11 protein-coding genes are annotated in these 13,652 nt (G+C 69.1%); 8 read left to right on the top strand and 3 right to left on the bottom strand.

Annotation, left to right across the window (positions count from 1 at the left end; all coding sequences use genetic code 11):
* The first annotated feature begins 158 nt into the window (after positions 1–158).
* Together QE359_RS06240 and QE359_RS06235 are read left to right on the top strand one after the other, a co-directional pair.
* Positions 159–557, top strand: coding sequence for a pilus assembly protein CpaE (locus tag QE359_RS06240; RefSeq protein ID WP_309778278.1), 399 nt, complete (start codon positions 159–161; stop codon positions 555–557).
* An 82-nt stretch (positions 558–639) separates the two neighbouring features.
* Complete coding sequence (locus QE359_RS06235) at positions 640–1,470, top strand: aldo/keto reductase (protein WP_309778277.1); 831 nt, start codon at positions 640–642, stop codon at positions 1,468–1,470.
* 55 nt (positions 1,471–1,525) lie between these two features.
* Here the strand turns inward: QE359_RS06235 and QE359_RS06230 are convergent, their stop codons facing one another.
* Positions 1,526–1,996, bottom strand: a complete 471-nt coding sequence (locus QE359_RS06230; protein ID WP_309778275.1) for a DUF3060 domain-containing protein — start codon at positions 1,994–1,996, stop codon at positions 1,526–1,528.
* 106 nt (positions 1,997–2,102) lie between these two features.
* On the bottom strand, positions 2,103–4,604 hold the full coding sequence (locus QE359_RS06225) for an Ig-like domain-containing protein (RefSeq protein ID WP_309778274.1): 2,502 nt from the start codon (positions 4,602–4,604) through the stop codon (positions 2,103–2,105).
* A 191-nt stretch (positions 4,605–4,795) separates the two neighbouring features.
* Between QE359_RS06225 and dnaK the strand changes: the two genes are divergently transcribed.
* The 5 genes from dnaK to QE359_RS06200 all read left to right on the top strand — a co-directional run bounded on the left by dnaK (position 4,796) and on the right by QE359_RS06200 (position 10,054).
* The gene (gene dnaK / locus QE359_RS06220) at positions 4,796–6,658 is read left to right on the top strand and encodes a molecular chaperone DnaK (RefSeq protein ID WP_070417079.1); all 1,863 of its coding nucleotides are present in this window, start codon (positions 4,796–4,798) and stop codon (positions 6,656–6,658) included.
* A 2-nt stretch (positions 6,659–6,660) separates the two neighbouring features.
* The gene (locus QE359_RS06215) at positions 6,661–7,311 is read left to right on the top strand and encodes a nucleotide exchange factor GrpE (protein ID WP_309778273.1); all 651 of its coding nucleotides are present in this window, start codon (positions 6,661–6,663) and stop codon (positions 7,309–7,311) included.
* Between the two features lie 23 nt (positions 7,312–7,334).
* Entirely contained in the window at positions 7,335–8,339 is a 1,005-nt protein-coding gene (locus QE359_RS06210; RefSeq protein WP_309778271.1) for a DnaJ C-terminal domain-containing protein, read from the top strand.
* A 126-nt stretch (positions 8,340–8,465) separates the two neighbouring features.
* Positions 8,466–8,876, top strand: a complete 411-nt coding sequence (locus tag QE359_RS06205) for a heat shock protein transcriptional repressor HspR (RefSeq protein WP_309780405.1) — start codon at positions 8,466–8,468, stop codon at positions 8,874–8,876.
* 35 nt (positions 8,877–8,911) lie between these two features.
* On the top strand, positions 8,912–10,054 hold the full coding sequence (locus QE359_RS06200; protein ID WP_309778270.1) for a methyltransferase: 1,143 nt from the start codon (positions 8,912–8,914) through the stop codon (positions 10,052–10,054).
* 6 nt (positions 10,055–10,060) lie between these two features.
* On the opposite strand, the gene QE359_RS06195 is transcribed toward QE359_RS06200, so the two are convergent.
* Positions 10,061–12,064 (bottom strand): acyltransferase family protein, encoded by a 2,004-nt coding sequence (locus QE359_RS06195; RefSeq protein ID WP_309778269.1) that lies wholly within the window; start codon positions 12,062–12,064, stop codon positions 10,061–10,063.
* A gap of 90 nt (positions 12,065–12,154) precedes the next feature.
* Between QE359_RS06195 and QE359_RS06190 the strand changes: the two genes are divergently transcribed.
* On the top strand, positions 12,155–13,651 hold the full coding sequence (locus QE359_RS06190) for a polysaccharide biosynthesis tyrosine autokinase (protein WP_309778267.1): 1,497 nt from the start codon (positions 12,155–12,157) through the stop codon (positions 13,649–13,651).
* Position 13,652: the final 1 nt, after the last annotated feature.

Genomic DNA, 13,652 nt, shown 5'->3' with positions numbered 1-13,652 from the left:
GCCCGCCTCGTGGCCGGGTTCTCGGCCGGGAGGCGCGGCACCGGTTGCCCGGGCGTCGTCGCGTCGCGCGCGCGGAACGCTGGTGCGGTCGCGCGTCGGGGTGCTCGGCGATGCTAGTACGGCGACCTTGCAGGACTGCGAGTGGCAGGCTGGAAGACGTGATCAGTGTTGCACTCGCCACCGCCCTGCGCGACGCCGGCCTGCGGTGGCACCCGACGACCGGTGACCGGTTCGTGATCGACAAGCCGGGTGTCGACGACGACGTCTACACGGTGTCCGAGATGACCGTGGAGCGGCACGACTACCCCTCGGGGACGGTGCTCGGCTTCAACGGGACGACCGAGTGGGCGCTCGACTCGGTCGACGCCGCGGAGTCCCTCTGGCTCCCGCGCGAGGACCAGCTGCGTGAACTGCTCGGGCCGGCGTTCGTGTCCCTGTCGGCGGGGTTCACGGTGGTGGCGACGGTCGACGGCGCTGATCGTTCGTTCACGTCCGACGACGCGGCAGAGGCGTACGGGCTGGCGCTGCAGGCGTACATCACGGCGGCGCTGGCGTAGCGGGGTACGTCGGGCGGCGACGGCTCGCCCGGGCTGAACGTTGCCGGAATGCCTGCTGGGTGCCCTTTGGTTGACTCGGACCATGACCGTTCCGAACATCACCCTGAACGACGGCAAGACCATCCCGCAGCTCGGCTTCGGCGTCTTCCAGATCGACCCCTCCGAGACGAAGGAAGCGACGCTCGCGGCGCTCGAGGTCGGCTACCGCCACATCGACACCGCTGAGATGTACGGCAACGAGAAGGAGGTCGGCGAGGCCATCGAGGCCTCGGGCATTCCGCGCGAGGAGATCTTCGTCACGTCGAAGCTCAACAACGGCTTCCACGACCCCGAGGCAGCGCTGGAGAACGGCAAGAAGTCGGCCGACCTGCTCGGCGGCTACACCGACCTCTTCCTCATCCACTGGCCGCTGCCCACCGTGTCGGACTTCGTGCCGACGTGGAAGGCGATGGAGGAGCTCTACCGCGGCGGCACCGCCCGCTCGATCGGCGTGAGCAACTTCCAGGCCCACCACCTCAACCGCCTCGCCGCCGAGACCACGATCACCCCGGCCGTGAACCAGATCGAGGTGCACCCGTACCTCACGCAGGACGAGCTCCGCGCCTACGACCGCGAGCACGGCATCGCGACCGAGGCCTGGTCGCCCATCGCGCAGGGCCTCGTGCTCGACGACGAGACGATCACCCGCATCGCCGGCAACGTCGGCAAGTCCGCGGCGCAGGTCGTCCTCCGCTGGCACATCCAGCGCGGTGACATCGTCTTCCCGAAGTCGGTCACCCGCGCCCGCGTCGAGGAGAACTTCACGATCTTCGACTTCGAGCTCTCCGACGAGGACATGACGGCGATCTCGTCGCTCGACAAGGGGCACCGCACCGGTCCGGACCCGGACACGTTCGACTACGTCCCGGCCTGATCCGGACACGCAGAAGGCCCCCGCGTTAGCGGGGGCCTTCTGCGTGTGTGCCGAGCTACTCGCCCTGCTTCTCGATGATGTTCTGGGCGCCGCGGTCGTCGACCTTCGACGGCGCCGCACCGGAGTAGAGGACGTCGTTGGCGTTGCCCGACAGCACGACCCTGTCGGCGGTCCCGACGGTGATCCGGGAGATCGCGCTCTCGACGATCAGTTCCTCGACATCGCCGAGGTGCACGATCGAGTCGTTGCCCGACACCGTCACCTTGGCGCAGGCGCCGTCCACGGTGACCTCCGCCCCGGACTGGTCCACGACGGCAGCTCCCTCGGCGCACGTGACGGTCTTCTTCGTCTCCGGCACGCGCACCTCGGCGTCGCGGAGCACCGAGGTCTTCGCGGAGGCCGACGCCGAGGACTCGGATCCGGCCGCTGACGACGACTTCCGCTCGTCCGTGGCGGAGCAGCCGGCGAGCACGACCACGAGCGCGACGGCGGCAAGAGTGGGAGCAAGGATTCGGGACGTGCGCATGACGGCGCCTTTCGTTCGGGATGGGGCTCTGTCGGAAGTGATGGGGTGGGAGGGCCCGACCGGTCTTCGGGCCCTCCCGGTGCAGCGCATGGGCTGCGGTGTGGTGTTACTGGGCGTTGCGGTCGACCGTGAAGTTGGCCGACACGGTCGAGGTCTTGCCCGACGCGGTGGTCTGCTTCACCTCGAGACCCCTGTACTCGCCGCCCCGCTTGAGGTCGAAGTCAGCGGTGGCACGCCAGGTGCCGTCCTGCCCGACCGTGGTCGTGGCGACTTCGGTCCGCGACGAGGCGACCCGGATCTCCGCCCCCGGAGTGGCGGTCCCGACGAACGTGGGACGCAGCACCATCACCTGCTCGTCCTGGGCCGGCGCCGAGAGCGTCAACTGCCGGAAGGACTCGTTCGAGACGATGAAGTGCACGCGGATCGTGCCGACGAGCGTGCCGCGGATCGACTGGTCGACGTAGAGGTTGTACTCCCCCGGCGCCAGCGGCTTGTTCGGATCGGTCTTCGCGACCCACTGACCGTCCACCACCGTGCCCGAGGCGACCTCACGCGAGGACCCACGCACCGAGATCGTCGCGCCCTCGTGCCCGGTACCCCGGAACACCGGTGCGAGGGTGTCGAGGACCTCCCCTTCGCCCGGGCTGGTGACCGTGTGCGGCGTCACGATCGGGGTCACCGCACCGATCGTGAACCGGTGACGGATCGTGGACGTCAGCCCGCCCTTGCCGATTTGGTCGAAGTACAGGTCGTAGTCGCCCGTCCCCAGCTCCATCGTGGAGTTCGCCGACCAGGCGCCTTCCCCGTTCACCTTCGCGGACGCGACCTCGCGCGTCGAGCCTCGGACCACGACCTTCGAGCCGGCCTGCCCGGTCCCCGCGAATGCGACCGCCCCCGGAGCGACCGTGCCGTCCTTCGCCGGCGTCGTCACGACCACCGGCGCAGCGGGCGCGCCGTAATTCAGGGTGAACGACTTCACGTCCTCCGGCGCACCCTCGATGACGACACTGAACGAGTTCGCGCCGGAGGTCGCCTTGTCGGGGTCGATCGGGATCTCGTACCCGTCGCCCTTCGCGACCGTCCGGCCGATCTCCTGTTCGATCGAGTTGCGCAGCACGACGCTCGATCCGGTCGGGGCGGCGCCGAACGCCGTCGCCGGCTTCGTCGGATCGGCCGCGTCGAAACGACCGTCGGCAGTGAGCTCGACCGTGCCCTCGCCCGGGTTGACCACGATGGTCTCGGTCTGGACGTTGCCGCCCTTCGACTTCTGCGTGACCTTCAGCTCATGCTCGTTCTCGTTGAGGTCCGCGGTCTTCAAGCTCCAGTTCTGAGTGTCACGGACCGTTGCGGGCCCACCCACGAGCCGGTCCCCTTCTCGCACCTCGACGACAGCGCCAGGCTCACCCTTGCCGCGCACATCGACCTGCCCGCCCGGGTGCAAGAACCCGTCCTCGGGACGCTCGACGAGAAGCTGCCTCCCGTAATCGACCGACACGGCAGTCTTGCTGGCCCGCTCGCCCTGGAGCGACTGGTACACATTGAGGTCGTACTTGCCACCCTTGTTCGGGGCAGGCAGTTCAACCGACCACGCACCCGAGATCGCGTTCGCCGGCTCCGAGGCAACGACCATCTGGTCGTCCTCGTTGAACACCTGTACGACCGCGCCAGGGTGCGCGGTCCCGGAAAGCGTGACGAGGTCATCACGATCCGTGCCGAACGCGTGGTCCACGACCAGGTCCGCGATCCTCAGCTCGACATCAAGGTCGTATTCCGCGGTGATTTCCTGGTTCTCGTACTGCAGCAGCTTCACCGGGTTCGACCCCAGCTCCAACTCGTCGAGACGGAAGTCCCACACGCCGTCATCGTTCACACGTGTCTGGTCCTCGAACTCGCCATCGCCCCACTGCAACACCACATCCGCAGCAGGGGCGGCGATTCCGCTGACAAGTGCCTCGCGCGCCGGAACGTCGATCGAGTCGACCGCCCCGTAAAAGCCGGAGAAGGGGGCAGCGAACTCTGTCTTCTGGCCTGACTCCGTGAACTCCGCCCAGGACGTGTTCCAGGGTACGAGCCAGCTGTTCGGGCGGTCGAGTGGCCGGGGGCCCGACGCATCCTCCACGAAGAACCGCTGCGCGGCATCAGAGGGATCGCAGGACACAAAATTCGTGGCAGTGAGGCTGAGGCAGAGATCCGTTGCCTCCACTCGGAGCTGTTGCGCGAACGACCCGGCGGGGACACTGACCCGCACCGCCGCATCTCGAGCCTCATCAGCGGTGCTGAAGTGCCTGTAGGACAAGTCGCCACCCGACATGATGTATGCGACGTACGTACCACCGTACTTTCCGTACAGCGCACCGTAGGAAGACGAATGGGCGGGCTTGTCCGGATCGATGCCAGGAGTCCGTGTAAGGGCGGAGGCAGGTGCTGCCCCGAAGGACAGGCCGGAGGCGAGGGTCGCGACGGTGAGCACCGAAGCACCCAGACCCTTCGCGAACCGCTTCTTGTTGCTTGACATGGTGAAGGTCCCTTTCGAGGGGATCAGGCCGCGTGCTCTCGCTCGGGACGATCGGGTCGCCCGCGATCTGCGGTCATCGTGGTCGCGGGACACCCCGCTGCCATACCACAATATCAAACACCGGCGTGAAATACAACACTCGTCATGGCAACAACTTGAGTCATTCGGACGCAACTTCCAGCTCCCAGAGTTGACGCGCCTCCTGGCAGGAGTAGAGTTGAGTCCATCGGACGCAAGTCCAACGACTTCAGCAAGACCCGCACCAACAGAAGGAGCACCCACACATGGGACGTGCAGTAGGCATCGACCTCGGAACCACCAACTCGGTCGTCAGCGTGCTCGAGGGCGGTGAGCCCACGGTCATCGCCAACGCCGAGGGCATGCGCACCACGCCGTCGATCGTCGCCTTCACCAAGGACGGCGAGGTGCTGGTCGGCGAGACCGCCAAGCGCCAGGCCGTCACGAACGTCGACCGCACCATCGCATCGGTCAAGCGCCACATCGGCACCGACTGGACGACGGACATCGACGGCAAGAAGTACACGCCGCAGGAGATCTCGGCCCGCATCCTGGGCAAGCTCAAGCGCGACGCCGAGCAGTACCTCGGTGAAGACGTCACCGACGCGGTCATCACCGTGCCGGCGTACTTCAACGACGCCGAGCGCCAGGCCACGAAGGACGCCGGTGAGATCGCCGGTCTCAACGTCCTCCGCATCATCAACGAGCCGACCGCCGCTGCTCTGGCGTACGGCCTCGACAAGGGCAAGGAAGACGAGCTCATCCTGGTCTTCGACCTCGGTGGTGGCACGTTCGACGTCTCCCTGCTCGAGGTGGGCAAGGACGACGACTTCTCCACGATCCAGGTCCGTGCGACCTCCGGTGACAACCGCCTCGGTGGTGACGACTGGGACCAGCGCATCGTCGACTACCTCGTGAAGAAGTTCAAGGACGAGCACGGCGTCGACCTCTCGACGGACAAGATCGCGAAGCAGCGCCTCAAGGAAGCCGCCGAGCAGGCGAAGAAGGAACTGTCGTCGCAGATGTCGGCGAGCATCCAGCTCCCGTACCTGACGCTGACGGCAGACGGTCCGCTCAACCTCGACGAGACCATCTCGCGCGCCCAGTTCGAGCAGATGACCTCCGACCTGCTCGACCGCACGAAGAAGCCGTTCAACGACGTCATCAAGGAAGCCGGTGTCTCCGTCAACGACATCGCGCACGTGGTGCTCGTCGGTGGCTCGACCCGCATGCCCGCCGTGGCCGAGGTCGTCAAGTCGCTGACCGGCGGCAAGTCCCCGAACCAGGGCGTCAACCCGGACGAGGTCGTGGCCGTCGGCGCCGCGTTGCAGGCCGGTGTCCTGAAGGGCGAGCGCAAGGACGTCCTCCTCATCGACGTCACGCCGCTGTCGCTCGGCATCGAGACCAAGGGCGGCCTGATGACGAAGCTCATCGACCGCAACACCGCGATCCCGACGAAGCGCAGCGAGACCTTCACGACCGCTGACGACAACCAGCCGTCGGTCGCGATCCAGGTCTTCCAGGGCGAGCGCGAGTTCACCCGCGACAACAAGCCGCTCGGCACCTTCGAGCTCACCGGCATCGCGCCGGCTCCCCGTGGCGTCCCGCAGGTCGAGGTCACCTTCGACATCGACGCGAACGGCATCGTGCACGTGTCTGCGAAGGACAAGGGCACCGGCAAGGAGCAGTCGATGGTCATCTCCGGCGGCTCGTCGCTGCCGAAGGAGGACATCGAGCGCATGGTCCGCGAAGCCGAGGAGCACGCGGCCGAGGACAAGGCTCGCCGTGAGGCCAACGAGCGTCGCAACCAGGCCGAGCAGCTCGTCTACTCGATCGAGAAGCTCATCAAGGAGAACGACGAGAAGCTCCCCGCGGACGTCAAGTCCGAGGTGCAGGCCGACGTCGACGCCCTCAAGTCCGCGCTCGCCGGCGAGGACGACGAGGCCGTGAAGACCGCCTTCGACAAGCTCAACGAGTCGCAGGGCAAGCTCGGCCAGGCCATCTACGCCCAGCAGGACGCAGGCGCCCCGGCCGGTGAGCAGCCCACCGCCGACCAGGCGGCACAGGACGACGAGGACATCGTCGACGCCGAGGTCGTGGACGACGAGGACGACAAGGACAAGAAGTAACGATGACGGATCCCAAGGACAACGTGCCGAACGAGGACGAGCCCCAGGTCGAGGGCGACGCCACGAACGCGGCCGAGCCCGAGGACCTCATCGAGGCGGAGGGGCCCGACGTCGAAGTACCGACCGACGGCCCCGCCGCCGGGGGCCCGGCGGCGAACGACCTCTCCCCCGAGGACGAGGCACTCCTCGCCGACGCCGCCCGTGGCATCGCGGAGGACAAGCTCAGCACGGAGGACCGCGACCTGGTCGCCGAGATGCGTGCGGACATGCTCCGTGCGCAGGCCGAGCTGGTGAACTTCCGGAAGCGCGTCGAGCGCGACCGCGAGGCCAACCGCGAGGTCGCCATCGCCGAGGTCGTCCGGGCACTCCTGCCGGCGCTCGACGACCTCACCCGCGCCGAGGCGCACGGTGACCTCGCCGAGGGCCCCATGCAGGTCATCGGGCAGAAGATCCGCGGCGGCTTCGAGAAGTTCAAGCTCGTGCAGATCGGCGAGAAGGGTGAGTCCTTCGACCCGAACATCCACGAGGCGATCGTGCAGCTCCCGACACCGGGCGCCACCGGCCAGACCGTGGCGGACGTCGTCGAGCCGGGCTACAAGCTCGGTGAGCGCGTCCTCCGTGCGGCCAAGGTCGCGGTGGCGGTCCCGGCCTGAGCGCGGGGAGGAGGTAGGGATTCATGGCCAGTCAGGACTGGTTCGACAAGGACTTCTACAAGGTCCTCGGCGTCGACAAGACGGCGAGTGACGCTGAGCTGAAGAAGACCTACCGGAAGCTCGCGCGGCAGTACCACCCGGACTCCAACCCGGGTGACGCCGCCGCCGAGAACCGCTTCAAGGAGATCAGCGAGGCGTACTCGGTGCTCTCCGACAAGGAGCAGCGCCAGGAGTACGACCAGGTCCGCGCCATGGGCTCCGGCGCCCGCTTCACCGCGGGTGGCCCGGGCCAGGGCGGCGGCTTCGAGGACGTCTTCGGCGGCATGTTCGGTCAGGGCGGGGGCGGACAGCGTGTCCGCTTCGGCCAGGGCGGAGCAGGTGGCGCCGGTGGCTTCGAGGACATCCTCGGCGGGATGTTCGGCGGTGGCGGCGGCTTCGGCCAGACCACCGGCGGCTACCGCGGCTTCGGTGGGCCGACGAAGGGCCGCGACGTCACCGCGACGACGACCCTCGACTTCACCACTGCGATCGCCGGCGACACCGTCAAGCTCTCGCAGGGCAACGGCCGTCCGGTGAACGTCCGGATCCCCGCGGGGGTCGCGGACGGGCAGAAGATCCGGCTCCGTGGGCGCGGCGAATCCTCGCCCGACGGCGGGGAGGCCGGTGACCTCGTGGTCACCGTCACCGTCCGCAAGCACCCGGTGTTCGAGCGCGACGGGCAGAACCTGCGGCTGGACGTCCCCGTGACGTTCGTCGAGGCGGCACTCGGCGCGACGATCGAGGTCCCGACGCTCGGCGGCTCCACCGTCAAACTGAAGGTCGCGCCCGGCACGCCGTCGGGTCGCGTCCTGCGCGTCAAGGGCCGCGGCGTCGCCACCAAGAACGGGACGGGCGACCTGCTCGCGACCGTCCAGGTCGCGGTGCCGTCGCATCTGACGGACAAGCAGCGGGAAGCGGTCGAGGCCCTCGCCGAGGTCCTGCCCGACGAGGACCCCCGTGCGGACCTCCTCGCCAAGGCGCGCAGCTAGCGGCGCGCAACACCAGCAGTAGACCCGGCCTGGAGGCGCGGCGCGGCTCCGTCAGGAACGCGCGCCGTGCCTCCAGTCTGGTTTCCGGACCATGCGAACGACGGAAAGGAACACGCCATGACCGACATGGACGAGAACTCGCCCGTCTTCGCGATCGCGATGGCGGCGGAGCTCGCCGAGATGCACCCGCAGACGCTGCGACAGTACGACCGGCTCGGCCTGGTCGTGCCCGGCCGTACGCGCGGCGGGTCGCGCCGGTACTCGATGCGTGACGTCGCGCAGCTGCGCGAGATCGCGCGCCTCGGGTCCGAGGGTGTCTCGCTCGAGGGTATCCGCCGTGTCCTCGAGCTCGAGAACGAGAACCGCGCCCTGCGCGAGCGCGTCAGCGAGCTGGAGACGGCCCTCGCCGACCAGCTCATCAACCGGCCGGGCGCCCGCGTGTTCGCGGCGACCACCACCGGCGGAGCGGTGCCGCTCCGTGCCGGCATGCGGCCGCAGCGGAACACGCAGATCGTGCTCTACCGCGGGCCTCGCTGACCCGTCCGCACCGGGACCATCGGTACGCTGGCGCCGTGCCACCGGACTTCGCCGACTTCTTCCGCCGCCGCGACGACGACGCGCCGGACCTCATCGCGATCGACGGCACGGACCGCTTCATCCTCGACGAGGCTCCGCACGTGCACGGCGACGCGCTCCGGCAGCCCGGCGAGGTCGCCGTCGTCGACGACCGGTACGGCGTGCTGACCCTCGGGGCGATCACGGTGCACGGTGCGTCGGACGTCCGGGTCGTGCAGGACTCCCTCGTCGGGGTGCGTGCGCTCGAGGCCAATGCAGGCACCTTCGGACGCCGGGGCTTCCACCACCCCTCGTCGCTCGAGCAGGCGTTCCGCGACGTCCGGCTCGTGCTGCTCCGGCTGTCGAAGTCGAACGACCGGCTCGACGAGCTCGCCCGCGCCGTCGCCCGGTTCGCCGCGCCCGACGTCGTGCTGCTGTGCGGCGGGGTGTCGAAGCACATGAACCTCTCGCAGAACGACGTCCTGCGCCGGTACTTCGGCGAGGTGACGGCGTCCCGCGGCCGTGGGAAGTCGCGGCTGCTGATCGCGCAGGACCCGCTCCGCGCCCAGGCGACCCGGGCGGACGCGACGAACCCGTGGCCGCGGTCGGTGCACGTCGACGACCTCGGGATGACGCTCGTGGCCCACGGCGGGGTGTTCGCCGGGACCTCGCTCGACCAGGGCACCCGGGTGCTGCTCGACGCGATGGACGATGCGGTGCCCGGCGCTCGGACCGCCGTCGACCTCGGCTGCGGGAACGGGGTGATCGCCACCGCACTCGCGCGGCGTCGACCGGGCATCCGGGTGATCGCCACGGACGTGTCGCAGATCGCCGTGGCATCGACGATCGCCACGGCCGAGGCCAACGGCGTGGCGGACCGGGTGCTCGTCGTCCGGAGCGACGCCGGCGACGAACTCGACGAGGGCTCCGCGCAGCTCGTCCTCTGCAACCCGCCGTTCCACGCGGACACGACCGTGACCACGGACGCGGCCGAGGCGATGTTCCGGAACGCGGCCACGATCCTCCAGTCCGGCGGGGAGCTCTGGTGCGTCTGGAACTCCCACCTGCGGTACCGGCCGGTGCTGGAGCGGTTCGTGGGGGAGACGCGGCAGGTGGTGCGGACGCCGAAGTTCACGGTGACGGCGTCGCGGCGAGCGTGACCGTCCTCACCGTGCGGCCTGGACCACCTCGCCGATCGGTGTCACCATCGCACGCGCCCACTCCCGCGTGAGGTGGCCGTGATCCCGGTACATCAGCGTGTCCCCCGAGATGACACCGCACCGTGACGCTGAGCAGAACCAGTCGTTCAGGTCGGCGTAGGTGTGGCCCGCCGATTCGGCGGTCTCGCGCTCCATGGCAGCCCATGCGTCGTCGAGGCCCTCAGATCGGTCGATCGCGCAGGCGTCGGCGTTCTCGAGGTTCGCCGAGAGACATCGCGGTACGGACTCGGCGAACTCGGGCGTGTCACGGAGGACACTCACCCGCGAGTCGCGAGGAAGCGCTGCGAGCGTCCGGGCGAGCCCCTCGCGCCACTGCGTAGCCCGGTCCTCGGCGTGCACGAGGTCGAGGTGGGCCGATCCGGTGACGAGGACGACATCGGGCTGCTCCGCTCGCAACCGGTCCAGGACCTTGCCCCGCCAGGTGTCGCACTCGACGGAGTGCCGGCCCATCGCTCGCACGGGCACGTCGACCATCGTGCAGGCGTTCTTGGTGAATGCGAGGACACGCATCCCGGCCGTCCTGGCTGCGAGCGCCTCGACGGCGGGCACCCAGTGTGCTGCGTGCGAATCCCCGACGATCGCGACCGTCATCGAGCCGGACGGATCACCCAACACGCACGTGTTCACCGACGTGTCACGGGCACCCACGTTGTGACACCGGACGCTGCGCGGTGCGGAGTCCGCCCCGGTCGCGGCGTCGAGTCGCGGGCGCACGTTCTCGGGGACGAACGGTGTGAAGAGCGGCTCCGGTACCGGGACGGTCTGCGCGGCGGTCCGCTGGCTCGTGAGGACGGGCTGCGGGATGACCGCGTTCCCGGCGAGGACCACGGCGATCGCGGTCACGGTCGAAGCCACCCCCGCGAGCACGGCCCGTCCGTCCGTGCGCCCAGCTGCCCGGAACGGGTGCTCGACGAAGCGCGTCGTGACGTGTGCGAGCACGACCGCGACCGCCAGTGCGGCACAGCGTGCCCAGAGCGGCAGGGGCGTCGCGAGCCCGATCGCGGCCTGCGGGATCACCAGGAGCGGCCAGTGCCAGAGGTAGAGCGAGAAGGAGACGCCGCCGACGTACTGCAGCGGGCGCAGGCCGAGGAGGCATCCGGGACCGGCGACGTGTCGCGACGCCCCGGCCCACACGAGCGCAGCCGTGGCGAGGACCGGCAGCAGGATGGCGGCCCCTGGGTAGGACGTGCGCGCATCGAACCCGAGCGCCGCGGTCAGGATCCCCGCGAGCCCGAGCCACCCGACGATCGGCGTCCAGCGTCCTCGGAGAACGGCGCCGCGGTGCACCGCGATGGCGACGACACCACCCAGCCCGAGCTCCCACGCGCGAGACGGCAATGAGAAGAACGCCCACGGTTGGGCGTACGAAGTCAGGACGATCCCGAGTGTCAGGGAGACCACGACCGCGACCGCGAGCGTGGTCGTGATGACCGCGAAGCGTTGCCGGACGGGCAACCGACGGGCGAGCCACCAGACGCTGGCGAGCATCATCGGCCAGAGCAGGTAGAACTGCTCTTCGACCCCGAGGGACCAGAAGTGCTGGAACGGCGACGGTGCGCCGCCGGTGAGGTAGTCGGTGCCCTCGGCGGCGAAGTAGAGGTTCGGGATCGAGAGCAGTGCTGCGATCCCGGCCTCGACGAGCTGCTGTCGCACGAGTGGAGGCATCAGGACTGCCGCACCGGCGAGGGTCACGAGTGCAACGAGGAGCGCCGACGGGAGGATCCGGCGAACCCGTCGAGCCCAGAACCCGAGGAGATCGATGCGTCCGCGAGTGCTCAGCTCACGGATCAGGTGCCCGGTGATGAGGAACCCGGAGATCACGAAGAAGACGTCCACCCCGACGAAGCCGCCGGTGACACCGAGGTGCGCGTGCTCGAGGAGCACGAGCGCCACCGCGATGGCCCGGAGGCCCTGGATGTCCGGGCGGAACGTCGGGGAGGTGCGTGTCATGGCTGCTCCGATCTCGTGGTCACCGTAATACTACCATGTGATATATTTAACGAGCGGCATCAGGGCCGCTCGACATCGATCGGAGGCACCGTGGAGACCACGAACCTGCTCAAGGCCTTCCGCAAGGGCTGGCTGCTCATCCTCATCGGCGCACTCCTCGGCGCGGGTGGAGGGTTCGCCGCCGCGGTGCTGGCGACGCCGGAGTACTCAGCGACGACCAAACTGTTCGTCTCCGTGCGAACCTCGGACGCCGCGTCAGCGACCGACGTCTCGCAGGGCAACTCCGCGGCCCAGCAGAAGGTGCGCTCCTACGCAGACGTCGTCCTGACGGAGAGCATCCTGCAACCCGTCATCGAGGAACTCGCGCTGGACACCACGCCGGCCAGACTCGCTCGACGGGTGCAGCCCACCATCAACACCAACACCGTCGTCATCTCCATCGCGGTCAGCGACGAGTCGGCGGCCCGGTCAGCACAGATCGCGAACAGCATCGGCCGCAGCTTCGTCCGGGTGGTGGAGCGGTTGGAGAAGCCGAGCGCGGACTCCGCGAGCCTCGTGCGCGCGTCGACCGTCCAGAGCGCGGTCGTGCCATCAGCTCCGTCATCTCCGAACAGGACGCTGAACATGGTCGTCGGACTCGCGGCCGGGGCCTTCCTGGGGTTCGCTGCGGCGCTGCTCCGGGGACTCGTCGACACGCGCATCCACGGTCCCCGCGACGTCGCCGCGGCCACGGACGCCCCACTGCTGGCGACACTCGGCTTCGACTCCGAGGCCAAGCGTCAGCCCCTCGTCGTGTCCACGAAGGGGCGCAGCCCTCTCGCCGAGGCGTACCGCCTCCTCCGGACCAACCTGCAGTTCGTCGACCTCGGCGCCGGCAACGGCAGCTTCGTCGTCACGTCGGCGATGCCGAGCGAGGGCAAGACCACGTCGACCGCGAATCTCGCGATCGCTCTCGCCGAGACCGGCGCGCGCGTCGTCCTCATCGACGCCGACCTCCGGCGCCCCCGTGTCGCCGAGGTGATGGGGCTGGAGAACTCCGCCGGCCTCACCGACCTGCTCATCGGCCGTGCCGAACTCGACGACGTGGTGCAGCCCTGGGGACACACCAAGCTCGACGTCCTGCCCGCGGGACTGGTCCCGCCGAACCCGAGCGAGCTGCTCGGTTCGACGGCGATGCAGGCGCTGCTCGAGCTCTTGACCGCCCAGTACGACCACGTCCTGCTCGACGCTCCACCGATCCTGCCGGTCACGGACGCCGCTGTGCTCGCCACGATGACCTCCGGCGCGGTCGTGGTGACGTCCGCTCGGAGCAGCAGGACGCCGCAGCTCCGTGCTGCCGTCGACCGGCTCGAGCGGGTCGGGGCAACGGTGCTCGGCGTCGTGGTCAGCATGGCCGCGTTCCGTCGACGCCAGCGGTACGGCGGTGCGTACAGCAGCGCGTACGGCACCTACTACGGCGGTCAGGAGACGGTCGACCTCTCAGCTGCCACGCCGAAGCGCGGTCGCCGGCTGCGCGACGAAGACTCCGCGACCTTCCCTGTCGCACCGGCGACGCCCGCACGTCCACAGCGCGGAACGACTCCCTGAT

It is taken from the genome of Curtobacterium sp. SORGH_AS_0776 (assembly GCF_031453355.1).
GTDB lineage: Bacteria > Actinomycetota > Actinomycetes > Actinomycetales > Microbacteriaceae > Curtobacterium.
The sequence above is the reverse complement of the archived record's forward strand: the minus strand, read 5'-3'. Positions and strand labels throughout refer to the sequence as shown.

Bases quoted from the DNA above. Each gene is read 5' to 3' on its own strand.
- QE359_RS06215 (WP_309778273.1), top strand. From the start codon at position 6,661: ATGACGGATCCCAAGGACAACGTGCCGAACGAGGACGAGCCCCAGGTC.
- QE359_RS06210 (WP_309778271.1), top strand. From the start codon at position 7,335: ATGGCCAGTCAGGACTGGTTCGACAAGGACTTCTACAAGGTCCTCGGC.
- QE359_RS06235 (WP_309778277.1), top strand. From the start codon at position 640: ATGACCGTTCCGAACATCACCCTGAACGACGGCAAGACCATCCCGCAG.
- QE359_RS06195 (WP_309778269.1), bottom strand. From the start codon at position 12,064: ATGACACGCACCTCCCCGACGTTCCGCCCGGACATCCAGGGCCTCCGG.
- QE359_RS06230 (WP_309778275.1), bottom strand. From the start codon at position 1,996: ATGCGCACGTCCCGAATCCTTGCTCCCACTCTTGCCGCCGTCGCGCTC.
- QE359_RS06205 (WP_309780405.1), top strand. From the start codon at position 8,466: ATGGACGAGAACTCGCCCGTCTTCGCGATCGCGATGGCGGCGGAGCTC.
- dnaK (WP_070417079.1), top strand. From the start codon at position 4,796: ATGGGACGTGCAGTAGGCATCGACCTCGGAACCACCAACTCGGTCGTC.